This is a genomic window from Lysinibacillus sp. EB271-A1-10B (assembly GCF_058791335.1).
Genome location: NZ_JBYTDL010000002.1, coordinates 288,321 through 314,075, shown reverse-complemented (window position 1 = coordinate 314,075; position 25,755 = coordinate 288,321). Strand labels below are relative to the sequence as shown.

The 25,755-nt window shown below is 38.1% G+C and carries 23 protein-coding genes and 1 pseudogene; 6 read left to right on the top strand and 18 right to left on the bottom strand.

The window, feature by feature from the left end; genetic code table 11:
• The first annotated feature begins 410 nt into the window (after positions 1–410).
• Positions 411–1,028 (top strand): HAD-IA family hydrolase, encoded by a 618-nt coding sequence (locus AC3WSK_RS04630; protein ID WP_079559961.1) that lies wholly within the window; start codon positions 411–413, stop codon positions 1,026–1,028.
• Between the two features lie 72 nt (positions 1,029–1,100).
• On the opposite strand, the gene AC3WSK_RS04625 is transcribed toward AC3WSK_RS04630, so the two are convergent.
• The 4 genes from AC3WSK_RS04625 to AC3WSK_RS04610 form a co-directional block, all read right to left on the bottom strand.
• Positions 1,101–1,409, bottom strand: coding sequence for a methyl-accepting chemotaxis protein (locus AC3WSK_RS04625; protein ID WP_492412696.1), 309 nt, complete (start codon positions 1,407–1,409; stop codon positions 1,101–1,103).
• Positions 1,406–1,900 (bottom strand): hypothetical protein, encoded by a 495-nt coding sequence (locus AC3WSK_RS04620; RefSeq protein ID WP_492534968.1) that lies wholly within the window; start codon positions 1,898–1,900, stop codon positions 1,406–1,408. Before AC3WSK_RS04620 ends, AC3WSK_RS04625 begins: the two co-directional genes overlap by 4 nt.
• 60 nt (positions 1,901–1,960) lie before the next feature.
• Positions 1,961–2,953 carry a VanW family protein gene (locus tag AC3WSK_RS04615; protein WP_492412692.1) on the bottom strand — a complete coding sequence of 331 codons (993 nt, stop codon included), beginning with the start codon at positions 2,951–2,953 and terminating at the stop codon, positions 1,961–1,963.
• Positions 2,954–3,036: 83 nt separating this feature from the next.
• Positions 3,037–3,678: a transmembrane-type terpene cyclase gene (locus tag AC3WSK_RS04610; RefSeq protein WP_492412690.1), complete on the bottom strand. Its 642-nt coding sequence runs from the start codon at positions 3,676–3,678 to the stop codon at positions 3,037–3,039.
• Positions 3,679–3,838: 160 nt separating this feature from the next.
• Here AC3WSK_RS04610 and pgeF point away from each other — a divergent pair, with 160 nt between their 5' ends.
• The gene (gene pgeF, locus AC3WSK_RS04605) at positions 3,839–4,603 is read left to right on the top strand and encodes a peptidoglycan editing factor PgeF (RefSeq protein WP_492412688.1); all 765 of its coding nucleotides are present in this window, start codon (positions 3,839–3,841) and stop codon (positions 4,601–4,603) included.
• A 123-nt stretch (positions 4,604–4,726) separates the two neighbouring features.
• Here pgeF and AC3WSK_RS04600 read toward each other — a convergent pair whose 3' ends face one another.
• The 8 genes from AC3WSK_RS04600 to AC3WSK_RS04565 form a co-directional block, all read right to left on the bottom strand.
• Positions 4,727–6,091, bottom strand: a complete 1,365-nt coding sequence (locus AC3WSK_RS04600; protein ID WP_079559957.1) for an amino acid permease — start codon at positions 6,089–6,091, stop codon at positions 4,727–4,729.
• Positions 6,092–6,233: 142 nt separating this feature from the next.
• The gene (locus AC3WSK_RS04595; RefSeq protein ID WP_492412686.1) at positions 6,234–6,737 is read right to left on the bottom strand and encodes a hypothetical protein; all 504 of its coding nucleotides are present in this window, start codon (positions 6,735–6,737) and stop codon (positions 6,234–6,236) included.
• Between the two features lie 96 nt (positions 6,738–6,833).
• The gene (locus AC3WSK_RS04590) at positions 6,834–7,043 is read right to left on the bottom strand and encodes a hypothetical protein (RefSeq protein WP_079559955.1); all 210 of its coding nucleotides are present in this window, start codon (positions 7,041–7,043) and stop codon (positions 6,834–6,836) included.
• 43 nt (positions 7,044–7,086) lie between these two features.
• Positions 7,087–8,607: an NCS1 family transporter gene (locus tag AC3WSK_RS04585; protein WP_427482816.1), complete on the bottom strand. Its 1,521-nt coding sequence runs from the start codon at positions 8,605–8,607 to the stop codon at positions 7,087–7,089.
• 236 nt (positions 8,608–8,843) lie between these two features.
• A complete protein-coding gene (gene preA / locus AC3WSK_RS04580) occupies positions 8,844–10,106 on the bottom strand; it encodes an NAD-dependent dihydropyrimidine dehydrogenase subunit PreA (RefSeq protein ID WP_492412683.1) in 1,263 nt (420 codons plus the stop codon).
• Between the two features lie 13 nt (positions 10,107–10,119).
• On the bottom strand, positions 10,120–11,487 hold the full coding sequence (locus AC3WSK_RS04575; RefSeq protein WP_079559952.1) for an NAD(P)-dependent oxidoreductase: 1,368 nt from the start codon (positions 11,485–11,487) through the stop codon (positions 10,120–10,122).
• A gap of 152 nt (positions 11,488–11,639) precedes the next feature.
• Positions 11,640–13,043: a dihydropyrimidinase gene (gene hydA / locus AC3WSK_RS04570; RefSeq protein WP_079559951.1), complete on the bottom strand. Its 1,404-nt coding sequence runs from the start codon at positions 13,041–13,043 to the stop codon at positions 11,640–11,642.
• 59 nt (positions 13,044–13,102) lie between these two features.
• Positions 13,103–14,347, bottom strand: a complete 1,245-nt coding sequence (locus tag AC3WSK_RS04565) for a Zn-dependent hydrolase (protein WP_492412680.1) — start codon at positions 14,345–14,347, stop codon at positions 13,103–13,105.
• Positions 14,348–14,485: 138 nt separating this feature from the next.
• On the opposite strand from AC3WSK_RS04565, the gene AC3WSK_RS04560 reads away from it, so the two are divergent.
• On the top strand, positions 14,486–15,655 hold the full coding sequence (locus tag AC3WSK_RS04560) for a PucR family transcriptional regulator (RefSeq protein WP_492412678.1): 1,170 nt from the start codon (positions 14,486–14,488) through the stop codon (positions 15,653–15,655).
• Positions 15,656–16,478: 823 nt separating this feature from the next.
• Here the strand turns inward: AC3WSK_RS04560 and dinG are convergent.
• The 6 genes and pseudogenes from dinG to AC3WSK_RS04530 form a co-directional block, all read right to left on the bottom strand.
• Positions 16,479–19,250, bottom strand: a complete 2,772-nt coding sequence (dinG, locus tag AC3WSK_RS04555) for an ATP-dependent DNA helicase DinG (RefSeq protein ID WP_492412676.1) — start codon at positions 19,248–19,250, stop codon at positions 16,479–16,481.
• Between the two features lie 680 nt (positions 19,251–19,930).
• Positions 19,931–20,314, bottom strand: a complete 384-nt coding sequence (gene panD, locus AC3WSK_RS04550) for an aspartate 1-decarboxylase (RefSeq protein WP_079559947.1) — start codon at positions 20,312–20,314, stop codon at positions 19,931–19,933.
• 1 nt (position 20,315) lies between these two features.
• Positions 20,316–21,170 (bottom strand): pantoate--beta-alanine ligase, encoded by an 855-nt coding sequence (panC, locus tag AC3WSK_RS04545; RefSeq protein WP_492412674.1) that lies wholly within the window; start codon positions 21,168–21,170, stop codon positions 20,316–20,318.
• On the bottom strand, positions 21,170–22,006 hold the full coding sequence (gene panB, locus AC3WSK_RS04540; protein ID WP_492412791.1) for a 3-methyl-2-oxobutanoate hydroxymethyltransferase: 837 nt from the start codon (positions 22,004–22,006) through the stop codon (positions 21,170–21,172). The genes panC and panB overlap by 1 nt, the downstream gene beginning before the upstream one ends.
• Positions 22,007–22,383: 377 nt before the next feature.
• Positions 22,384–23,149 (bottom strand): annotated as a pseudogene (locus tag AC3WSK_RS04535) (CPBP family intramembrane glutamic endopeptidase).
• 2 nt (positions 23,150–23,151) lie between these two features.
• Positions 23,152–23,823, bottom strand: coding sequence for a TetR/AcrR family transcriptional regulator (locus AC3WSK_RS04530; protein ID WP_492412672.1), 672 nt, complete (start codon positions 23,821–23,823; stop codon positions 23,152–23,154).
• Between the two features lie 167 nt (positions 23,824–23,990).
• On the opposite strand from AC3WSK_RS04530, the gene AC3WSK_RS04525 reads away from it, so the two are divergent.
• Genes AC3WSK_RS04525 through AC3WSK_RS04515 form a run of 3 tightly spaced genes read left to right on the top strand, consistent with a single transcriptional unit; the run spans position 23,991 to position 25,736 of the window.
• Positions 23,991–24,311 carry a PadR family transcriptional regulator gene (locus AC3WSK_RS04525; protein ID WP_427482827.1) on the top strand — a complete coding sequence of 107 codons (321 nt, stop codon included), beginning with the start codon at positions 23,991–23,993 and terminating at the stop codon, positions 24,309–24,311.
• Positions 24,301–24,903: a DUF1700 domain-containing protein gene (locus tag AC3WSK_RS04520; protein ID WP_427482829.1), complete on the top strand. Its 603-nt coding sequence runs from the start codon at positions 24,301–24,303 to the stop codon at positions 24,901–24,903. The genes AC3WSK_RS04525 and AC3WSK_RS04520 overlap by 11 nt, the downstream gene beginning before the upstream one ends.
• Positions 24,903–25,736 (top strand): DUF4097 family beta strand repeat-containing protein, encoded by an 834-nt coding sequence (locus AC3WSK_RS04515; RefSeq protein WP_492412670.1) that lies wholly within the window; start codon positions 24,903–24,905, stop codon positions 25,734–25,736. Before AC3WSK_RS04520 ends, AC3WSK_RS04515 begins: the two co-directional genes overlap by 1 nt.
• Positions 25,737–25,755 lie beyond the last annotated feature (19 nt).

Below are 25,755 nucleotides of genomic sequence, written 5' to 3'. Positions count from 1 at the left end.
GTCACCCAGCTTTAATACCAACGGGTGACAGGTACTTTTATGCCACCCCCACTCAAAATCAATAGAGGAACGAAGGCGTTATCACGTCCTGCGATAACGCCTTCATGACACCCTTTTGTTGTTGACACTATGCTTTCGCACAGACGAAAACCCTGTTGGCCCAAGTGGCTCATCGGACGCCTTCAGGAAGCTTTGCTCTGCGCGAAAGCGAAGCGTCAGCGTCAAAACGCCCAGTCGGAACGGAAATCAACCACACGTTATGATAATTTAATGAAAAAATTGCTCATCTAGAGTTATTTGTACTCCTCTGTTTCATATCCTGTATAATCATGTCATTTTTTTAAGTATAGGCAGTAACATTTTCAAATAAAAAACGTCTTTACAACTAGATTATAAAGGAGATAGTTTACATGAAATATATTATCTTTGATTTTGATGGAACATTGGCAGATTCTACGGCAGTGTTAGCATCAGCTTGGAATACAATTGCGCAAAAATATAAATTTAAAGGAATAGAGTTAAAGGAAATTGAATCATTAAAAAAATTATCTATAGCGGAACGAAGTAAATTATTTGACTTTCCTATGTATAAATTGCCGATGATTTTACCTCAATTTTATCGCTTATATCGTCAGTCATTAAATGATGTTCATCTTTATAACGGTATGAAGGAAGTCCTAATGGAAATTGATAAAAGGGGCTATAAAATACTTATCATTTCCTCCAATTCACAGGAGAACATTTTAGAATTTCTAAAAATGAACGGCATTCAATGTGTGTCAGATGTTCTTTGTTCAAACCGAATTTTTGGAAAGGATAAAGTGATTAAGAAATTTTTAAAGGACAAAAGCATTACACCATCAGAAGTTTTGTACATTGGTGATGAACAAAGAGATATCGCAGCCTGCAAAAAAGCGGGAGTGCCTATTATTTGGGTTGGTTGGGGATATGACTCTATTGAAATTGTACAACAAGAGGAGCCCGATTATAAAGTTGCTACACCACAAGAAATTTTGAATATTATTTAGACGAAGAGGATAATAGCGATTAATTTGCTATTATCCTTATCAATTATGCCTGGGCATAATTTCGTGAAGTTATTAAGCCTTTACTTCGCTTATATGCATTAATTTTTCTGCTGCGCTATTAATTCCATTATAAGCATCGGTTAATTCATGCATACTCACAGAAAATTGCTGGGTAAACGTTGCGATTTGATTTGCAGATTCATTGACTTGATCAATAGATTGTTTAATGCTTTCTAATTGGTTTGTAATGCTTTCGGCACTATCCGTACTACTTTGCGATATTTTCTGTATTTCAGATGCTACTACAGCAAAGCCCCTTCCATGCTCCCCTGAACGAGCAGCCTCGATAGAAGCATTTAATCCAAGAATTTTAGATTTCATAGCAAATCTTTTACTAAATTAACAATCGTATTGATTTGTTGAATATCGCCAGTCATTGATTCTGAAAACTTGGAAAGCTCCACCAAGCGATTGGATACATCTACACTTGCTACTGCTAACTCTTCATTCGTTGCAGTTATTTCTTCAACAGAACTCGAAAACTCAGTTGCTAATAATCGCATCCCGTCCATTTTTTCATTCGAAATAATGGCACTTAACACACCGATTACTTTCCCACCATCAAAAATGGGCTGTGCAGATACAATATACGCCATTCTAAAATCTTCAGAACCTCGCTCTTCCCTCATAAACTTTCCTAGGCTTAGAGACTTTTCAGTTGTTGTTCCACGATACTTGGCTACAGGATCAGCAACTATAATGCAAGCATCTTCTGGGTATGTTACCTGGTAAAAATCGATAGAATCGCTTGTAGCTTTGGATGCATTATTTTTCCCCTTTTCCAATAACACGATTATACTGAAATTCCTCAATTTACCTACAGCATGACACCAAAAAAAAGACACCTTTAGCTTAAGTGTCTTTTAAAATTACTATGACTTTTTCAAGACTTCTACAAATTTTTCTGCTGTTCTTACCTCAACTGTAAGAGAGTTTTTACTATAGTTAGCTTTTATTAAAAATGGTACATCACTAGTATTGTGGAATCTAAAATCTAAACCACCATAAGAAACAGTTGCGTCTCTTCCTTTTGGAACATACCCTACATCTAAAGAATGGTGATGACGTTCTACAAATTTTACAGGTATTTGATCAACTGCGTTAAACAAGGTTGAAGACGTTTGACAAATACCTCCCCCAATGCCCATCACAACCTTTTTGTTGATGATTTCTGGTGCGGGTTGATAACCATTCGCTTCGTCTCTAGGGCCAACTACTGTATTAAACGAGAAATAATCCCCACTTCCAACGATTACATTATTGATTGCCTTCGCAGAAAGCTCAATATTTTTATTTCTGCCTACATCATAGGTATTGAAGTAAGTTGTATAGGATGCAACAACTACGTTTTCTAACAAAGGAATATCTTCTAAATAATATCCGCTTTCAGTAATATAAAGAGGCATCTCCACTTTACCACCAATAGCTGATGCTTCTAATATTCTATCTACTAATTCACTTTCTTTTAAAACAATTAAAGGACTACCTTTCATTAGTTTTCCTTGATCGTCCAGCTTATCGAGTATCATACGCTTATCATAGCCTGCCGTTTTTTCATTCCCTCTCGCCAACTCTTTTGCTAATTGCTCAATTTGCTTTGTATACGATTGTTTATCACGTTCATAGCCCATTTCTTTCGGCGAAATTGTTTGGATAATAGCTTTTGTAGAAGGGTCTACAATTTCAACAACGACAGATTCTGTTTGTTGTTGTTCAATAGCAACGGGCTTTTTTAAATCCTCAGCTTTTCTCTCTGACTCTTGAATTGGTTGTTCTTGCTTTTTCTCATCCGCAGATTTCACCTGACAGCCAACTAGCCCAATCGTACAAATAATACATAATGTGGTCATCCACTTCTTTTTCAAATAAAACACCTACCCTATCGTCATACTACAGAGACATCTTATTCGTGTATTGTTGATAGTGTGTTTCATTTCATCATTTTTATTTATTTTTGAAATGAAGGTGAATTAGCATATTTCACATAAAATCTATAAATTAATACGATATAAAGCCAATCATAAATAAGGGTCGCAAGAGAAATAACAGTAATCAACGGTGTTCTAAAATACATATAGAAACCAACTGCAGCAAACATCGTTCCAATCATTTTACAAACAGCGATGCCCATTGATTGGCCACTTAAGTTCCCTCTTTGTAAAAACAAAGCAATAAACAATCCTGACATCATCAAATTCTGTATAAATGCTGCATACTTGCCTTCTAGATCATTAAATTCATGCATTACTGCTAAAATCGTAAAAAAGCTTACTACTAGTGTGATCAAAAAAGATGAATAAAATATTTTCCTTGGAACTATCTTTTTATATTCCTTATGACCATAATGTAAAAATTGCATCATAATAAAAATGTCCAAAAGAAACCATGCAAACGTAATAATCCTTTGCAAGTCATTTTGTGGATACATAAATGAAAAGATAAATTCCCATGAAATATTTGCACAAATTGCAACCATGGGCATCCCATATCGCTTATCCTGTAATCCTTGTTTGATGATTAGTATGTATGTAATAATCCAAAATAACCCCATTCCTAATTGACAAATCAGTAGGAATTTTTCTTGCGTCATGTATACAAACTCCTTCCTCTTAATAATGATTCTTCGATACTATATGTGAAAAAATCTATTATTTATGTCAAAGGTTTGTATAGCTAGGCTCTTAAAAATCTTAAGAGTAAGCGCCTATACATTCAGGAACCAATCATATATAGTAAAACGAGGTGATGATATGAAAACTAAAATTTATTTTGACAATGACCAATTTATCGCAGGCACTACTTTAAAAGATGATATTGAATTAGAACAAAACAATATGGCATTGCATACATGTGTACATGAAGCTGATGTGCTAGAAAATCGAAAAAAACTGGCAACTACTTTGCATTGTGACATACATGATTTTATTTGCACGCAACAAACACATAGTGCTAATTTCCATAAAGTCACGATTTCTGATAAAGGACTTGGCGCTGAAAAGATGGACAATGCCATTAGTAATACCGATGCACTTTATACAGTAGAACCAAATTTACTTTTATGTAGTTTTACAGCAGATTGTGTACCTGTCATTTTTTATAATGAAGTCAACGGTCTTATTGGTGTGGTACATTCAGGATGGCAAGGGACTGTCAAGGAAGTTACATTAAAGCTTTTCCAACATTTGATGAAACAGGAGCATTGTAGTCCTCAAGATTTTCACGTACAAATCGGTATGGCACTCAGTCAGCATAAGTTTGAGGTGGATGCAGATGTTTATGAAAAATTCCACAATCTAGGCTATGCTGAAGACTTTATGTATTACAATGCAGAAACAAATAAATATCATATCGATAATCAACAAACTGTCAAAAAACAATGTGAGCTTATAGGTATCCCTTCAAAGCAAATATTGATTGATTCAACGTGCACATTTCTCAGCCCAGATGGTTTTTCCTACCGCCAAGACAAACAGGCTGGCAGACATTTAAGCTTTATTATGCGAAAAGAACAATAATTGAAAGGGACAATCCAATTATTAATGGAGTGTCCCTTTTGTTGTATTGAAAAACAATATCTCTATCAAAAAAGTAAAAAGGATGTATCTCATAGTAGAGAAATACACCCTTTTAACATTTCATTATTTATTAACGGGACGATCTTTTCCAATTCTAAAAACATAATAGCTCATAATCACAAGAACTAAGAAAATAATTCCCACAATTAGAGAAACTCTCGTATCATCATTAATCCACATACCGATTAGCACCATAATTAAAAAGGCAATCGTTAAATAGTTTGTAAATGGTGTTAAAGGCATTTTGAATGGATGCTTGGAAAGTTGTTCACCTTTTATTTTTCTAAATCGTATTTGACTGATTAAAATAATAAACCATGGCACCATCCCTGGTAATACACTTGCACTGTACACATATACAAATAAATTTCCTGGCGCAACATAACTTAGAATAACGCCGATGAACAAACCAACTAGCACACCTGCTGTACCGAATATTGGAACACCATTTCTAGAAAGCTTCGCAAAAAATTTAGGTGCTTGTCCATTCATGGCAAGCGTATACAGCATACGTCCCGCACTATAAATTCCACTATTACAGCCTGACATTGCCGCTGTAATAACAACAAAATTAATAATTCCTGCCGCAGCGGTAATTCCAACCTTTGCAAAAGTTGCAACAAATGGGCTACCAATCGTACCTAATTCATCCCACGGATAAACTGTTACAATGACAAAGATTGCTCCGATATAAAATATTAAAATACGCCAAATAACACTTTGAATCGCATTCGTAATCGTTTTTTGAGGATTTTTCGCTTCTCCTGCAGTAATCCCAATAAGCTCAACACCTTGATAGGCTGCAACTACTAATGATAACGCAAAGAAGAAACCTGTCCAGCCGCCTGTAAAGAAACCTCCATGATTCCAAAGGTTCGATAATCCGATTGCCACACCTTCATTACCAATCCCAAAGAAAATAAGCCCAAAGCCTGCAACAATCATTAAAACAATCGTTACAATTTTAATCATGGCAAACCAAAACTCAAATTCTCCAAAAGTTTTAACAGAAATAAAGTTGGCAACACCTAAAATAATCATAGCAATTAATCCTGGAATCCATGCCGGTAAATCAGGATACCAGTATTGCATATAAGTCCCAACCGCTATAATCTCTGACATCCCAACAATAACCCACTGAAACCAGTTACTCCACGCCGTTAAATAACCAGCTAATGGATGTATATATTTATAGCCAAATGTTGCAAAGGAACCTGTACTTGGCTCCATATAAAGCATTTCTCCCATTGCTCGCATAATGAAGAAAATAAATATTCCTGCTATACCATATGCAAGGAGCACGGAAGGTCCTGTCCACTGAATGGCACTAGCGGACCCCATAAACAAACCTACGCCAATAGTACCTCCAAGAGCAATCATTTGGATATGACGTGCATCTAATCCCCTATTTAACTCTTTATTTGCCACAAATTACGCCTCTTTTCAAAGTTCTTTCTACGATGAATTATTTTATAATAATAATAAATTCTGCAGAAAAACACAATTGTATTTTTAGGAAAAACATAAATTAAGGCAATACGACTAGGGTTCCGGGGGCATTTTGGAGGTACTATTCGTCGCTATTAGCTGTTCTATCATCGATTTTCGGGATTCTTTCCGTCGCTTTGAGGGTTCCATCCGTCACTTCGGCTGTTCTTTCCGCTTTGCCTGTTCTATCCGTCGCTTTGATGGTTCTTTCCGTCACTTCAGCTGTTCTATCCGTCACTTCAGCTGTTCTTTCCGCTTTGGCTGCTCTATCCATCACTTTGACGACTCTATCCACGATTTTGACGGTTCTATCCATGACTTTGGCTGTTCTATCCACGATTTTTGGGATTCTATCCATCGCTTCGACGGTTCTTTCCATCGCTTTGATGGTTCTTTCCGTCACTTCAGCTGTTCTTTCCGTCGCCTTGACTGTTCTATCCGTCACTTCGGCGGTTCTTTCCGCTTTGGCTGTTCTATCCATCAATTTGACGACTCTATCCACGATTTTGACGGTTCTATCCACGACTTCGGCTGTTCTATCCACGTTTTTGACGGATCTATCCACGACTTTTGCTGTTCTATCCACCAATAAACCAACTAACTTAGAGTGAAAACCTATTTTATTACGTAAAATAACTCTATTCCATCATGTAAGGCAATGAATGGAATAGAGTTATTTTTGTTATTGCAATAGCGTCTGTTCTTGGAGCTTTGCAGAGAAGTATTTGCGTGCATCTGCTGTTAGAATTTGCATCAGAATAACTTCTTCTTGACGGGCAAATTCTACAAACATTCCACTTAGATTTTCATAAACATATTTGATTTTAAAGCCACTATCTAAATACTGATCTACTTTTTTTATTTCCTCTGTACTTTGTTGATGTTCTGACATGCAATCACCTCACCTTTTCTGTGAATATCTTGGTGTTTATTTTTTATTCAGCACCTTTGATTTCTAACAGCGGATCTGGTTGTTCAACGATGTCATCTTCATCTGGAACAACCGTTGGAGTTGGCATTTGTTGCTGCCCAAATAGTTCATCCAAATTGTGACCAGCTGTAATTCCTAAATATTTTGCATCACTTGGATCTTCAAGTTCAGCTTGAGGGTATTTTTTGAACCACCAATATTTCGCTAGTACATAATATACAAGTGCCCCTACAAAAAAGCCTACTAATGAAGAATAAGTGGAGAATATATTTGCTACTGCACCACCGATAATCCAAGCAATTAAACCAGCTAAGTTAAAGCCGTTCCAATATTTAAATTGGCCATCTAATTCATACAGTGCTTTTACATGCACTCGGCGCTTACGGATTAAATAATAATCAGCATATAAAATACCAACGATGGCTGTTAGAATTCCTCCGATAATTAAAAGTGCATTGACTAACACATCAAATAAACTCCAAGGCTGTGCTAGGATACCAATGATTCCTGCAATAACAACCCCAACCCAAAACGGCACTTTTGGACCACCAATATTTGAGAAGATCGTTGCCGCTGGAATAACATTTGCAGAGGTGTTAGTTGACCATTGTGCTAACACAATCATTAACAGTAAAATGCCTAAAATAAAGCCGCTTGCACTTTGCTGTAATGCATTGATTGGATCAGCTGAGGCAACAGCCATATAGCAAACCGCACCAATTGTCACAATGAAAGTATTTGTAATCGGCATAACTATTAACGAGCCAACCAGCTGTGTTTTATTGCGTTTGAACCAATTGCGTTCATTTTTTGGTGCTTTAAAGAAGCGTGAAAGTGAAGGCATGTCGGCTGCTAGCGTCGACCAAAAGCCCATATTTGCCATAATCACTACCATAAATGCAGTGAAGGCCGTGAAACCTGTTGTTGGCGCTTCCACCCACGTCCAAATATTTTTCCCTTGTGCTACCGCAGTATCTGCCAGTGTATAATACATCCAGCATGAAATTAAAATAATTACTGGTGCTGCCAAATCTGCAAAGCGTTCAATAGACTTAATACCTAGTGATGTATTAAATAACTGAAGTGCTGCAAAGACAATGAAACAAATAAACCAATTATTAAAATTAAAAAGTAAATTTAAAATACCGTTTATAGCTAATGCACCGAAATAAGTGTTCAGACCAAACCAACATGCAGCCGTTACACCGCGGACAAGTGACGGGATATGTGTGCCAAATGTACCGAATGGAGCACGCATATATACCGGGAATGATAAGCCATGTTCAATACCTATATCACCAATTAACGTCATAAATACACCGATTAAACAAGAGCCAATCAACGTTGCTAAAATCACCATCGGCAACGGCAAGTTTATGATTGCCGAGCCACCAATTGCAAAAGCAGCTAATACAATTGCCATACCTATCCAAATTACTGCAAAACCAAATGTTCCAATATTTCTTTGTTGATGTGTCACTGGAAGTAAATCTGGGGATTTTAAATAATTCCCTTCACGTTCCATCTAATCTCTCCTTCTTTTATCAAATTTCCGTGACAACTTACATGAGGTTATTCCTTCCTTCAACGACGCTAAAGGAAGATGGAATTTCAGTTATCTTCATTCGGCAAAGTACACCCACCTTAGAAGGTAATGAGATGAATAAAGATATGGCTCCATTTAGTTAGTGTCCCAGCACATACGAATGAAGATTTAGCCACCGAACACAATTACGCAAAGGCGAAATTGATTTTAGAGGTTTATTTAGATAGACTACTAATCAGAGTTTGACGTTCATTCCAAGTCATAGGTGGAACTGTAGATGGACGTTCTACCATTGTAATAGCACCCTCTGCAGGACATACAATTGAGCATAAATTACAACCTACACAGTCCTCTTCTTGAACTTTCAGCATCGGGCGACCATCTTCTGTATATAAATCGATACATTGATGCGATGTGTCCTCACATGCAATATGGCACTTGTTACAGTTAATGCAAACATCATTATTAATTTCAGCTACGATTTTATAATTTAAATCTAAGTCGCCCCAATTAGAATATCTGGAAACTGAGCGACCTACTAAATCCATAACTGAGGCAATCCCTTTATCATCTAAATAGTTACCCAGTCCATCAATCATATCCTCAACGATACTAAAACCGTGATGCATCGCTGCTGTACAAACTTGTACGCCCGTTGCTCCCATTAATATAAACTCGGCAGCATCTTGCCAGTTGGAAATACCACCAATGCCCGAAATCGGAACATTGATTAATGGATTACGAGCACATTCTGCAACCATATTAAGTGCAATTGGTTTAACGGCAGGACCGCAATAGCCACCATGCGCACCCTTTCCTGCTACATGAGGCACTGTATTCCATGTATCTAAGTCAACACCCGCTAAGCTGTTAATCGTATTAATCATACTAATCGCATCTGCTCCACCTCTTGTGGCCGCTTCTGCTGTTACCGTTATGTCGGTAATGTTTGGCGTTAGCTTCACTATTACCGGTGTTTTTGCTGCCTCTTTCACCCAATACGTTTGCTTTTCCACCAATTCAGGTACTTGACCAGAGGCAGAGCCCATTCCTCGTTCTGCCATCCCATGTGGACACCCAAAGTTAAGCTCAAGACCATCAACACCCACATCTTCGACTCGTTTAACAATCTCATGCCATTTTTCTTGCTTTGGCTCCACCATTAAGGAAGCGATTATCGCGTGATCTGGAAACCTTTTCTTCGTTTCATAAATTTCTTTTAAATTTACCTCTAGCGGACGATCCGTAATCAGTTCAATATTATTGAAGCCCGCTACTCTTTGTCCGTTAAAGCTAACAGCTGCAAAGCGTGAAGAAACATTTAGAATCGGATCTCCCAACGTTTTCCAAACGGCACCGCCCCACCCCGCTTCAAATGCGCGTTGTACTTGATAGCCTGAATTCGTTGGTGGTGCTGATGCTAGCCAAAATGGGTTCGGCGATTTGATGCCCGCTAAGTCAATGCGTAAGTCTGCCATATTAGTTCCTCCCTTATGCAATCTCACTTGGTTTTCTTAAACGTTCATGGATCTTGTATGCTGCGTCTTTTCCTTGCTGTACAGCTGTTACAACCATCGCCTCGCCCTGGCCATTTCCGAAGACGACATCTCCACATGCAAATACTTGGTCATTCGAAGTTTGCATTGTCGTTTCATCAATATCGACAACGCCATTTGTATGCTGGAGCCCAAAAGCTTCAATCAGTGACACAAAACGTGTTTGCCCAATTGCCTTTATAACAGTATCCACTTCAATAATAAAATTGGAGCCCTCCACCTCTTCAGGCCTTTGTCGACCATCAGCACCCGCTTCACCGAGCTTCATTTTCACACATTCAATACCTACAACCTCATCTGACTCATTACCGACAATTTTTTTCGGTGCTGTCAGCCACTTAAACTCCACACCATCCTGCTTGGCAAATTCATATTCAAATTTGTACGCAGTCATTTCTTTTTGTGTTCTTCTGTAAAGAATTTGAACATTGTCAGCACCTAAACGCATTGCACATGTAGCACCATCAATCGCGGTATTACCAGCACCAATGACAGCTACTCGCTTCCCAACAATATCTTGTGTAAGCGGTCCCATTTTTGTCTTTCTGACAAACTCTATCGCATCATGTACACCTTCTAAGCCTTCTCCTTCAATGCCTAGATTCGGAACAGCTCCCATACCGACTGCTAAAATAACACTGTCGTATTGCTCCAAGATCTCTTCAGCAGAAATATCAACGCCGACAGTTGTGTTTGTTTTGATTTCTACGCCAAGCTTTTCAATCTGTTCAATTTCCCAATCAACGACTTCATTCGGTAAACGGAACGACACAATACCATAATTACCTAAACCACCAGCTTTTGCTTCAGCCTCATAGATTGTGACATGATAGCCAAAACGACTTAGTTCACGAGCAGCCGATAAACCAGCGGGACCTGCACCAATAATCGCTACCTTTTGCCCATTACTTTGCCCTTGCTTAAATAGCTGTGCATTCGTTTCCATTGCCCAATCTGTTGCATAGCGCTGTAGCTCTCCAATTTTAATTGGCTTTGTTGAGGAATTTAACACACACGCCCCTTCACATAACTCTTCCGTTGGACAAACCCTTGCACAGCTTGCACCAATTGGATTTGCTTCTAATATAGTCGTAGCAGAGCCCTTCATATTACCAGAAGCAATTTTTTTTATGAAATTTGGGATTTGAATACTCGTTGGACAAGCTTTAATACATGGTGCATCGTAGCAATAAAGGCAGCGATTTGATTCCTCAATTGCCTCATTCTTTGTCATCCTGCTAGTCAATTCCATAAAATTACGTTTTAACTGTTGGGACATTGTTTTTTCTTGATTCAGAACCATTTCCACATCCCCCTCATGTGTTCATTTTTTCCTTCAAAGAGCTAAATTCAACATTCAACCCACCATCATTAAAAGAAGATAGTCTTCAGTAGCTAAATGAAGATATTACGAGACCGATTGCTCTGTTCTCCACCAAAGCAATCGGTCATAAGCTAAATATTAAGTGCTTCTGCAGCAGTTGTTTTTAATGGGCGTTTTATATATTGCCCACTACCTAGTACACCAACAAATTCTTTATTTTTAATGACATATTCCCCACGAACTAGTACACTTACTGGTTCACCTGTTACTTCCCATCCTTCATATGGGTTATAATCAACGTTCATATGATGGGTTTTAGCCGAAATTTCTCGTTTTACCTCTGGATCAAAAATAACGATATCGGCATCAGAACCGATTGCAATCGTTCCTTTTTGTGGGAATAAGCCAAATATTTTTGCTGCACTTGTGGAAATCATATCGACAAACTCATTGATAGAAATTTTTCCTTTTGCTACACCTTCTGAATATAAAATGCTGAAACGGTCTTCGATAAAAGGCCCACCGTTAGGAATTTTAGAAAAATCATTTAATCCTAACTGTTTTTTACCTTTGAAACTAAACGAGCATTGATCAGAGCCAATTGTTTGTAGTTGTTTTGCTTTTAGAGCATTCCATAAATGAGCCTGATGGTATTTCGGGCGAAGTGGTGGGGACCAAACATATTTTGCCCCTTCAAAACCAGGTTGTGCCAAAGCAGATTGATCCAAAGTTAAATATGGTGGACATGTTTCACCGTAGACGTTATAACCCTTTTCACGCGCAGCAATGATCTCATCTACTGCCTCCTTACAAGTTACATGTACTACATAAAGGGTAGCGTCAGCAATATGGGCTAACTCGATCGCACGTTTTGTCGCTTCACCTTCTAATTCAGCTGGGCGAGTGAGCGCATGATAAATCGGCTCCTTATGACCTGCACGTCGCGCCTCTTCCACAAGCTCATCAATAACAGAACCATTTTCACAGTGCACCATAACAACAGCACCGAGGTCCTTTGCTATTTTAAAAGCTTTAAAAAGGGTGCGATCGGTTGCTTGAAATTCTTTCGCATAAGCCATAAACACCTTTACAGAAGTAATGCCCTCCTGCTCTAAAATTTGCGGCAATTCAGCTTCTGTTTCAGGCGTTAAATCACCAATCATTAAGTGGAATCCATAGTCGATAGCTGATTTCCCCTTCGCCTTGCCATGCCACTTTTCAACTGCAGCTGAAAGTTTTTCTTCGCCAGCCGTTAAGCAGAAGTCCAAAATAGTAGTCGTTCCTCCAAAAGCCGCTGCAATGGTACCAGATTTCCAATCATCATCAGTCACAGTATTGTTAAATGGCATATCTAAATGAGTATGCGGATCAATCCCACCTGGCATCACGATTTTACCCGTAGCATCAATAATTTCTGCGCCCACTTCGGATAAATCTTTACCTATTTGAACAATTTTTCCGTTTTCAATTAAAATATCTGCCTCAAAAACATCTGCAGCTGTTGCTACTCGTCCACCTTTAATAATTTTTTTCATTCTGCCCCTCACCCTTCGTAAAATAATGGAGAACGCTCAATTAATTCATAAAACCTACCTTAATGTAACGTGTAGGTCTCCCCCATACTGAACTTTGTTTGCAGCGTCAACACTGTTTCAAGTAATACATCTGCACCTTTCGCACAATCCTCAAATGTTGTTTCCTCTTCTTCACAATGACTCTTACCATTAATACTAGGAACAAAAATCATTGCTGATGGAACAATACTTGCCATATATTGCGCATCATGTCCCGCTCCGCTAAACATTCGATGAGCAGTATAGCCGAAGCTCTGACAAGCCCTTGCCACTTCATTACAAATATGAGTATCAAAATAAACTGTATCTCTCCCCCAAAGCTTAAGCGGCTTAATATTACAGCCCATATCCTCTGTAGGAAGATGATCCAGTATATCTTCAACTTTTTGCATAATCTCTGGTTTTTGATGACGTGAATCAATCGTAAACGTCACTTTGTTCGGTATAACGGTATGGATATTGGGAGATACATTCATTCGGCCAAAGGTAAATACTAACTGTTCATCAATTTTTCCGAGCTCTTCATGTAAATGCGCAATGATTTTTGAAGTTACGATCATCGGATCTTGACGCATTGTCATCGGTGTCGTTCCAGCATGATTGGACTGCCCTGTAACCGTAATTTCATAGCAAACCATTCCTAATACACCTTCAACAACTCCTATTTCAAGTTGCTTCGCCTCCAGAACAGGTCCTTGCTCAATATGCAATTCGATATAAGCAAGAGCTTCCTTTAAACGATTTTCTTGATCTCCTTCATACCCACTTGCTTGCAGTGCTTCTTTGAAACTAGTGCCATACTTGTCGACAGATTGCAGCATTTTTCCTTTTTCAAATTTAGATGAAATGACACCAGAGCTCATCATTGCTGGATCAAAACGAGCACCTTCTTCATTCGTAAAATTAACAATCATTATAGGGATATCTAGTTCAATCTCGTTTTCCTTTAATGTCCTAATGGCTTCTATAGCCGTTAAAACGCCTAGTACACCATCAAATTTCCCACCCTTTTCAACGGAATCTAAATGTGACCCCATAACAATTGGAGGGACATCCTTTTTCCCAGGGAGAATAGCATAAATATTGCCCATATCATCGACTTTAATGTCCATTCCTAATTCATCACAACACTCACAAAAATAGTTTCTTGCTAATACATCCTCATTCGAAAGAGACAAACGAGTTACGCCACCATTTTCGGTAGCTCCAAATTGACTAAATTGTTCAATTAACTCTTGCAATCGTCTACTATTACACTTATACATATGCAATTCCTCTCTTTCACAGTAGTTATTCACATTCTATAAAAGATAAAAATGTTGAGATATAGCTAGCAAACTAAAAAAATATGTGCATCTGCACATAATATATGGTAAGTTATGTTCATAATAAGGGGGGAAGAAATGGGGACAATTCGCAAAATTGTAGAGGGAGTTCAATTCCCAATGCTAACATTAGTAGCTGGACATAACGGAACGTATCGAAGAGTTACAGGGATTAACGTAGTAGAAAGCATCGATTTAATTATGTTTTGTAGACCTAATGAATTAGTCGTGACTACAGGTATTAATTTATCTTCTGATGGAGATTCCTTAGAGCAGCTTGTAAAACTAGCTTTCTCTAAAAAAGTTGCAGGTTTCATTATTAATACTGGTCCTTATATTCCAAATATACCAGATTCAGTCATCTCTTTTGCTAACGAACATGATTTCCCTATTTTTCTCATGCCATGGAATTATCGAATAGCCGATCTATTAAAAACAACATTTCTATTTATTGCCAATCACCATCAAGAGCTGTCTATCGAAGAAAAGGTTCTTTATAACTTACTTTTTCACTACAAACAAAACGCCAACTATATTAAGGATCAATTAACACTACTAGGATTTCCACAAAGTAGAGAACTAGCCATCATTTCATGTACAACAAATAATGTACAAGCTAACATTGACCGTTACGAGGTCATGATCCAATTTGCATTTCAAAATAGATATAAACGCTTCTTAAAACTAAAGCATAAAAATAACCTCATCTTTTTAATCGACAAAGCACAGATCAATACACCTAATACTCCCTTCTCAAAAATTGTTGAAGAAATTTACGACAAAATTACACAAAAAAATGGTTACTTAGATATTATCATTGGTAAAGGAAATTTTCATAAAGAGCTTGAAAATGTTCGCAAAAGCTATGATGAGTCATTAACAGTAATCCAATTAGCAAAGCTTCATAACAACCGCTTCCTATATAAATATAAAGAAATTGGTGCCTACAAAATTATTATGGCTGTACAAAATCAAACATTGATCAAATCATATAGCCAAGATATTTTAGGTCAGCTTTATCACTATGATGAATTGCATAATACAGATTATGTACAATTTTCACGCATTTTTCTCGAGGAGAATGGTAGTACTCGTAGGATAAGTGAACGACTATTTATTCATCGCAACACAGTACTTTATAAACTAAAAAAAATAGAGACGCTTTTAGATATGGACCTAAGTAATCCATTTACAAAAACAAATCTCTATATCGCATTTTTGATTGAAGATATATTGGCACACCAATAAATCGTCACCATAAGAGTTCCAATGTGAGAGGTCTATCGCTTAATCCTTGGCAGAACTTTTATGAAATGTCCACTCTTTCTCGGTAATATATTTGACTTTTTTACGCTGAAATAGAATCCCAAACCTGTGTCTTAGTCTAAGCCACTTCATTGATTGAACATAGCCTATACTATATCAATTGAAGGGAGTTATAAAAATGGTAAATCCAATGCGTTTTAACGACGGACGCCGATTTTCTCCAGGTATGGGCCAATTCGGAAGACCCTTTTTCCCAGGGAGCCCATTCTTCCCAGGAAGACCGTTTTTCCCTGTTAGCCCATTTTTTCCAATAAGCCCGTTTTTTCCAATAAGCCCATTCTTCCCAGGAAGACCGTTTTTCCCCGGCTTTAGACCTGGTTTCCGTAGATGGTAGGAATCCTTTTTTGAACTACCGATTTATTAGACAACAATATAAAACAAAGTTATAGAACTAGGCTTTGTAAAAGCTCAAGAGAAGATGCAAAAGATTCTATAGCAATTATTAGTGGCAAGATTAATAACATTACTGATGAAGGTATGATGATTACGAAATGTCTAGTCCTTTCGGCAGACCAAAGAAGTTTTATAATAGCAACTAGCCCCCGCAATCGTCGAGGGCTTTTTTAGTGAGAAAATCTGATTCTCGGCTTGCAGACTATATAGCTCGGGATCTCTGTTTTCTACTTTATATTGGCTCGAGTCACCTGGATTTTTATTTTCTTCAAAATTCGCTCAGATAACCTTACTTTCGGGATAAAATCTACCAAAAAATCCCTTTTAGCAAAACTACTAAAAGGGATTTCAACTATTTCTGCCAATTATTAAGTTCCTTTAACAACTCCGGTAGCTGCAATTTCTTCACATCAATCGGTGGTAACGCCTTAACAAATTCCTTACCGTACGACTTTGTTGAAATACGGCGGTCCAAAACTATAAAGGCTCCTTTATCCTGTGATGAACGGATTAAACGACCAAAGCCCTGTTTAAACCGCATAATGGCTTCTGGTAATGAAAGCTCATTGAAAGAATTGCGACCTTGTGCTGTAATATGTTTTGCTCGCGCTTTAAATACAGGCTCTTCCGGTGAGGAGAACGGCAGGCGTACAACGATCACCGATGAAAGAGCGTCACCCGGAACGTCTACTCCCTCCCAGAAGCTGTTTGTACCAAAAAGAACGGCATGGCTAAACTTTTGAAATGATTTCAGAATTCGCATACGGCTACCACCCGTGACTCCTTGTGCAAAGAGCATATAGTCATCAAGGAGTTCACTATCTTGAATAAGCTCCACTGTTTTTCGAAGCATGTCCTGAGCGGTAAATAGGACAAAGCAACGTCCTTCAGTCATTCGCACGGTACGTGTAATTGCATGGGCGACCGCTTCAATATATTCGTCCTGAGTCACATGTTGAATTTCAGGCATATCAGTGACAATAAATGCCTTAGCACCTGCATAATAGGATGGTGGTGCTTGGAGCTTTATTACTTGCACACTATTAGAAATACCAAGTTGACTCGTTACAAAACGCTCATTACCTGGCACCGTTAAAGTGCCTGAAGTCCACACAATACTTGCCTGCTTACGAAGAGGCGTAAGTACTTTTTCAATGATAGGTGTGACATTAACAGGCTTTTTATAGACGTGTAAGCTCCCAGGAACGCTCCTTACATCAAAATCTAGCCATACTGAATTATCATCCTGTGACGATAGGAAAATTTCTTCCCATTCCGCGATTTTTACTTTTAATTCACGGATCCAATAATGCCACTCAGATAAAATAAAGAGCTCATTTTTATCTAATTGCTCAATATTATTTTCAAAGGCCTGCCCCACTTCTGTAGCAAGATCAAGCCATTGCTGTGTGAGCTTACTCACTTGTAGAAGCGGCTCTTTTGCTAGCGTTACATCCTCTAAAAACAAAGTGCATTTACTACTAGCTTGCTTCCCTTTTATTTGTTGCTGCATTTTTTGTACAGCCCGTTGCATAGTTTCATCGAATGTCCGTTGTAGACGTATAAATTGTGCATCTAGTCGCTGCAAGCTTTGCATAGAAACACGGTGTTTCTTCTTAGCGGCCTGACTAAATTGCTGGAACAAAGCAGTTTCCTCCATCGTTCCAATTTGGCCAAAAATGTACTTCCACTGCGTATAGGAGAAGACAACTTCATCCTGCTGCATAGCAGATTGTATAAATTGATGTGCTTCGTCAATGATCCATCCGTCAATTTGTGTAAATATTGGTGTTTGACGGACTAAATCACTGAGTACCATAGAATGATTCGTTACGATACAATCAGCAAATTCACTATTTTTTAACGCTTGCTCATAAAAATCAAAGCCCTTTGAAGGTTTTTCATCAGGCATTTTGCGGATTTTCTCTAAAAATAATTGTCCGCCCCCAGATACATTGAGCTCACTTAGCACACCTGTTTCTGTTTTAGTCAACCAGACAAGAATTTGCAAAATCGTAAATGTATCATCATAAGTTTCATCAGCATATGCCATACATTGCTCAAAGCGTGCAACGTCAATATAATGCTGCATGCCCTTAAGCACAGCGATATTGACTTTTGTGCCAAGGATTTTTTCAATCTTTGGTAGCTCTTCCTCAACAAGTTGCTCCTGCAAGTGTGACGTATATGTGCTAATCGCAATTTTTTTATCGACTGCTCGAGCATACAAAATCGCAGGAAGTAGATAGCCTGCTGTTTTACCAATACCTGTTGAGGCCTCTATAACGCATTCCCTTTTGTCATTGAGCGCTTGCCAAATCGTGTCCATCATCTCGAATTGCGCTGGTCGTTGCTCAAAATTCGACATGGCTTTTGTCATTAATGCTGTTTTGTCAGCTGCTGTTTGAGGATATGATACAACCTCCGCATGATTTGTATACTTTTTTCGCCCATCACAAATAGCCAAATTGCGGTAGTAGGAGACATTCTCATTAGCAGTTACATGCTGTCGTTTAATTTGAAGAGCCTCGAAGAAAAGCTGGGATAAATTTGACTTCAATCTGAATGAGCGTTTATGCATTTGTTCTAGGGTTAGCTGAGGGAGACTGAGTAACTCCTTCCAGCATCGTTTAAAGAGCTCCGCTGTTGCACGGGCATCGTCATCTGCTCGGTGTGCATTTGTAAGCTCTATATTTAAATCTGCCGCTAAATCACCTAGCTTAAAGCTGAGTGACATTGGGAACAAAATTTTGGCAAGCTCAACCGTGTCCATCTTTTTACCCTGCCATTTTGATAAACCCGCACGCTTGAACTCTGCTTGTAAAAAGGATAAGTCAAAATCCGCATTATGCGCGACGAATACACAATCGGCAAGCAGTTCATATATGTAGTCGGCATGTGCCTCAAACGGCAAGGCATCCTTTACATCCTCATCCGTAATATGCGTTAAATCCTGAATGAACGTTGGAATAGCTTTACCTGGATATATAAACTTCGTATACGTTTGTTCAATTTCCCAATCTTTCATAATAACAATTGCTATTTGAATCATTCGGTCCCCATTTGCCGGTGAATGACCAGTCGTCTCTAAATCAACAATTGCATACTTTTGACTTTCCATCATACATCTCAACTCACAGTTCACATTAGATAGATGAATTTTATCACATATTTGGCTCAGCGGCATCCCTCTGCCATTGTTGATTATCATCAAGAATCTCCAAATTAATACAATTGTAAAAATATGACCTATCACCATTATGTGTGGTTGATTTCCATTCCGTCTGAGCGCTTTGTAGCTGCCGCTTCGCTTTCGCACAGAAAACATCCGCTTCGCTGCAGGGTCTCGGGCCAACAAATGTCTTTTGCGCGAAAGCGTGAGTGCAACGTAGCGACAGCAGCACGATGTTGGTCACGAAGGCGTTATCACAGGAAGTGATGCTTCTAGCCTTCGTTCCTCTATATCGCTAATCCCCGAGGAGTCGCCCAACCGGAACGAAGATCAACTTCAAGGAATTTCGTCTTAAAAATTGTTATCCACAACTTTTGATGATGAGTTAAAAACATATCTTTAACGCAATTCTAGTTTGTAAAATTTTCAAATTCACTTTAATGCTCATATGATAAACCCTTTCTTTAACAATTTTTGGACATATTAAAAAGTGTACATCAACTAATTATACCTCGGCATAACTGCGTCCTAAGGCTTTAACTTAGTAATGTACACTTTCAAATTATGATGAATTCAATCACCTTATAAAAAATTGTCTTTAAAGTTTCAAAGTAGTAGCAACTTTTATCACACTACATCACTGTTGCCTCTGGCTCATACGATATCATTTCTTTAATTGTATTACCCTCGCCCATAATAGCTACTGTTGGCTTATGATCTTTTGCCTCTTCGTTATCTACATACACGTAAGAAATAATAATTACAATATCTCCACGTTGTACTAGGCGTGCTGCTGCTCCGTTCACACAAATAACGCCTGATCCACGTTCCCCTGCAATAATATAAGTTTCAAAGCGTGCGCCATTATTGTTATTAACGATATGCACCTTTTCGTTTGGCAGCATTCCTACTGCATCTAAAATATCCTCATCAATCGTAATAGAACCAACATAGTTTAAATCTGCTTGTGTCACTGTAGCTCGGTGGATTTTACTGTTCATCATCATTCGTAACATTTTACAATCCTTCTTTCACATTAAAGATACAATTATCAATTAAACGAGTTTTACCAATATAGACGGCTGCCGCTAAAAGTACTTGCTCCGTTTCAGGAAATACGGGTGTTAAATCTGGATACGCTAACAGTTCAATATAGTCAATTTCGCCATGTGTACGTGCTGCAATGTGTGCCTTTGTTTTAGCAAGCGCACTCGCTGCATCACCATTTGCTATAAAGCTATTACGAGCAAGCTGTAGCGCTTCATTAATGGCGGGTGCCTCAAGACGTTCCGCTTCACTTAAATACACATTGCGAGAGGATTTCGCTAAACCGTCCTCCTCACGTACAATGGGTACTACTCGCATTTCCAAAGGGAAATTAAAATCGCGTACCATTGTCGCAATAATTGCCACCTGCTGGGCATCTTTTTGTCCGAAATAAGCCTGTGTCGGCTGTGCTAAGTGAAATAATTTTGCTACGACCTGTAAAACGCCATCAAAATGTCCTGGACGGCTCGCCCCACAAAGAATGGTTGCCTGTTCACCCGCCTGAATACGAATACCGCCATCATGCGGATACATTTCTTCCACACTCGGTGCGAAAACAATATCAACACCGACAGACGCTGCTAAAGCAGTATCCCGTGGCAAATCACGCGGATAACTTTCAAAGTCTTCGTTTGGTCCAAATTGAGTTGGGTTGACAAATATACTCATCACGACTAAATCATTTTCGTCGCGAGCTGTTTTTGCTAGCGTTAAATGACCCTCATGTAAATAGCCCATTGTTGGAACGAGTCCAATTGTTTTCTGAGCTTGCTTAGCTGCTTGGATTTCTATAGTTAGCTCATGGATAGTAGTGACGACTTTCATTACTTTACGCCCCCGTATAACAGATCCAATGTTTCTTCTTTCATCGTAAAGAAATGCTTCGGTGCAGGGAATGTACCCGCCTTTACTGCTTCTACGTAACTAGCAATTCCACGGCTTGCTTCTTGGCCCATATTCGAAAACTGTTCCACAAATTTTGGTACATGATGTGAACCATAGCTTAACATGTCATGATAAACTAAAACTTGTCCATCAGCCTGTACACCAGCTCCAATGCCAATCGTTGGAATAATAAGATTAGCAGATACCATCTCTGTTAGCTGATGGGGGATACATTCTAAAACGACAGCACACGCTCCTGCCTCTTGACATTTTTTTGCATCTTCAATGAGCTTCGTTGCCTGTTCAGCTGTTTTACCTTGAACCTTGTATCCACCAAGCACGCCTGCTGATTGAGGTAGTAAACCTAAATGAGCAACCACTGGAATGCCAGCTGACGTTAATTTACGAATTGCTGGTAGTACATCGTCTGCTCCCTCTAACTTTAGTGCATCTGCTCCTGCTTGTTGCATCATAGTTACTGCCGTTTTCAACGTCTCGTGTATATCACCGTGATACGAACCAAATGGCATATCAACAACAACAAACGTATCCTTCGCCCCACGGCGCACTGCTTTTGCATGATGGACCATGTCTGCTACTGTTACTGGCATTGTAGAATCATAGCCTAGTACTACCATACCTAGTGAATCTCCCACTAGAATCATATCGACGTCTGCTTCTTCGGCAAATTTTGCAGCAGGATAATCATATGCAGTAAGCATAACGATTTTCTCACCTGCTGCCTTCATCTTTAAAAAATCTGAAGTTGTTTTCATCATGTAGTCCTCCTTTTTTAAGGAAAGAAAACAGAAAAACCCTTCTGTTCTTAAAATAGACAGAAGGGTAGTGTTTCGTTCGTTAGCAAAAATCACCTCTAATTCTTGAATAGAGGCCATAACTTAATAAAAGAATCGTAATCAAATCTCATTATGAGAATTGCCCATTCCATTGAATTAAGTTATCTTTTTGAACGTTTGTTTTCTTCCGTCCCTGTCATTAAAAGATCAAGGCAGATATTTATTGTAAATTGTTCTAACGTTTTGAAGGTGCCGTTCACAAAAGGATACTGCCCTTCGCACATACTATAACAGATTCCCCTAGTAATCTTCAAATATTATTTTCTAATAATTACGATTAAAAAATATATCTAACTTCAAACCATTCTTTTCTGAAAGGTTGATTTTCGATAAACTTCAAACATTGTAAATAGCAACAGAGCAAATAAAAATGTAAATAAACCAGACGTTACATTTGTAACTGGTACAAAAACATCCCAAAATGAATTGGTGAAAGCGTGGAAAATAATACAGAGAAAAATACTTTTAGTGGAAAGGTAAATAATCGTTAATAAAAAGGATAACGCTAAAGTTATTAGAGAAAACCCTAGGAAATTCATGTTCATTTGATTTGATTTGATCCAATGACAAACCATAATGGCAGATGCCAAACTGCCCAAATAACGCCCACAATAACTGTACTCGTGAAGGGAGACCATCTTTTTTGTAATGTAGACTGTAAAAAACCACGCCAGCCAATTTCTTCTACCCCTCCTCCAATAATCATGATTGGCAATTCAATTAACGCCAGATACATTGGATTCTCCAAAGTTGCTCCGCCCCATAGCGTTGGTAAAAAAAAGCCGCAAATGCCAATCCAATTACAAATATATAGCAAGATACAGGATGTTTAGGATTTTTTACATTATGGATAAATGATTTGAACTCTTCTTTAGTCGAATATTTCTTTTTCAACCAAATCTCACAAATTGCAGGAGTAATTCCGCCGAGAACAAACAATAGCATATATATTGCATTGCCAAACTTCAGCAAATTTAGCTGTGTTAATAAGGCTAAACTGCCCCAAATTATCCAAGACGTTGCAAAGGTATAAAATAGAAATCTTCTTATCTCTAATCCCAACTTTAATCCTCTCCTTCTTTCGTACCCAATAGTAATAATACGGATTTGCAAAGTGTATTCATCAAACGAATCTCATCAAACTGCACGTGCTTATTTGAGAACACTCCGTAACATTTTTGCAAGACAACGTCTCTCACAATGCCATCAATCGATGTCATCATAAAAGTAGATAGATCCTCTATCGAAATTTCAGGCTCAAAGCACCCTGAAGAAATTCCCTCATGGATCGAATGAAAAATTTGTTGCATCAAATATTGTCCACTTTCATTCTCAATAATGTTTGATAAAATTTTCTTTTCCCTATCTGGATTGTTAGCAAATAAAATCGTAAGCTCAAATTGGATTTTACCAACTGTTGATACGTTTTCCTTCATGTACTCTCCAAGAAAATTAAATAATTTAATGATTGTTGTTGTGGGAGAATTACTCGTAACTGTAATTCCATCGATAGTATGTTTATAGTCTGCATTTGCATTTACTTGATTAATAACATCTATAAGTATTTCATCTAAGTCTGAATAATAACGATAAATCCCACCCTGACTTACTCCTGACGCTTTAATAATATCCCTCATCGTAATGTCATAGAGAGGCTTAACTTTACATACTGCTGTGGCTGCCTCTAAAATGCCGTTTTTCTTTTCCTGTACATATTCATGGCTTACTTTTGGCATTATCTCTACCTCCAAACATTTTAAATGACACTACTATCATTTTTATTTTTCGATGAACTTATTAATAAAATTTGACATTTCAATATGATATGTAATATACTTCCATCATACTATACGACGTATAATATAAAACCTTGTATAGGTATAACATTGTGAGGTGAGAAAAGATGACATTTCAGCTTGGCTCAGCTTTACTTGACGCTTGTGTACTTGCCATCGTCGATAAAGAGGATGCATACGGCTACTCGTTAACACAGCAGATACAATCTGTGATGGAAATATCAGAATCTACGCTGTACCCAGTATTACGGCGTTTACAAAAAGCAGATTGCTTAACAACCTACGATCAGCCCTACCAAGGGAGGAATAGACGCTATTACCAAATTACTGAACAAGGTCGGATACGATTACTGGAGCTATTAAAAGAATGGCAAAAGTATAAAGAGATGGTTGATTGTGTACTTATAGGAGGGAAAAATGATGAATAGAGCTAGCTTTCTAAAAAAGCTACGGGGGAAATTACAACGTCTTCCAGCGCATGAAATTGATATTGCGCTTGCCTATTATGAGGAATATTTCGATGAAGCAGGAGAAGAGAACGAACAGAAGATCATTCAACAGCTAGGTTCTCCTTCTCATGTTGCATCACAAATAATGGCGGACTATGCATTAAAAGATTTAGAAACAACTTCAACTTCGACTAAGAAAAATATGTCTGCGATTTGGATTATCATTCTAGCAATATTATCAGCCCCACTTTCATTACCGTTACTTGCGGTTGCTATAGCACTTATTTTTTCATTTGGAGCAGTTGTATTCAGCGTTATCATTGCGATTATTGCAACTGTATTAAGTATCTTTTTTGGTGGAATCGTTGCACTTATTTCAGGCTTCTTCATTTTAACTCAGCACTGGCCGACAGCGATTCTCTTTATGGGGGTTGGCTTTATTGTAACTGGTCTCGGTATCCTGCTATTCCCAATTGTTGCTCGTGTGATCAAAACAATCGTTGTTGTTTGTGTCGAAGCATTAGGTAAAATATTCCACAAAATAACAAAGAAGCGGAAGGAGGGATACTAATGACGTCTCGACATACCCATATAGCCATTACTATGATTGCTTTCGGCATACTGTTAGCTCTCGTTGGTTATTTCTCTGGTGGAAAATGGAGTCTTGTGTTAACTGATGAAGGCATCCAATTGCCAGAGAACGATACACTATTAAACAATTCCTATAAACTAGATGATTTCACTAACATCAATGTTATCAATCACTATGGCGATGTTGAAATTGTTGCTAGTGATCGTTTTGCATTAGAAACAAATGTTATTAAAGATAATGATGTGACGTACAGTATAAAAGATCATACATTAACTGTTGAAACAAAGAGTAAGAAAAAGAATGGTTTACAAATCGGATTTTTTAGCTTCAGAAATCCTTCCATCAAAATCTATGTTCCTTCAGATGTAACATTGAAAACCGTCGCCCTTAATAGTAATTTCGGGGATACAACCATTCACGGTCTAAACTACCTGGAGTTAACTCTAACTGAAGATTTCGGGGACATTATATTTAAAGACACTACCGGTGATAAAACAGAGATTACACAATCTTTTGGTGACATAAAGCTACAACAATTTTCAAGTAATGGCTTCGTTGTTGAAAGTGAACATGGTGATATTAACATAGATGGAACATTAAATGGTCAATCTACTATTACGTCTAACTTTGGAGATACTACGCTTCGCTTACAAAATAAAATAGGTGAGCTTGGCTATGAATTACAAACTGACTTCGGGGATCTTACAGTTGATAAGAAGGAACAAAACAGCAAAGTATCACAATCTTATAATGGTGATAACCAGTTAAAAGCAACTGTTTCTCATGGTGACTTACAGTTAACATTGAAATAAAATTGGCTACAAGATTCAT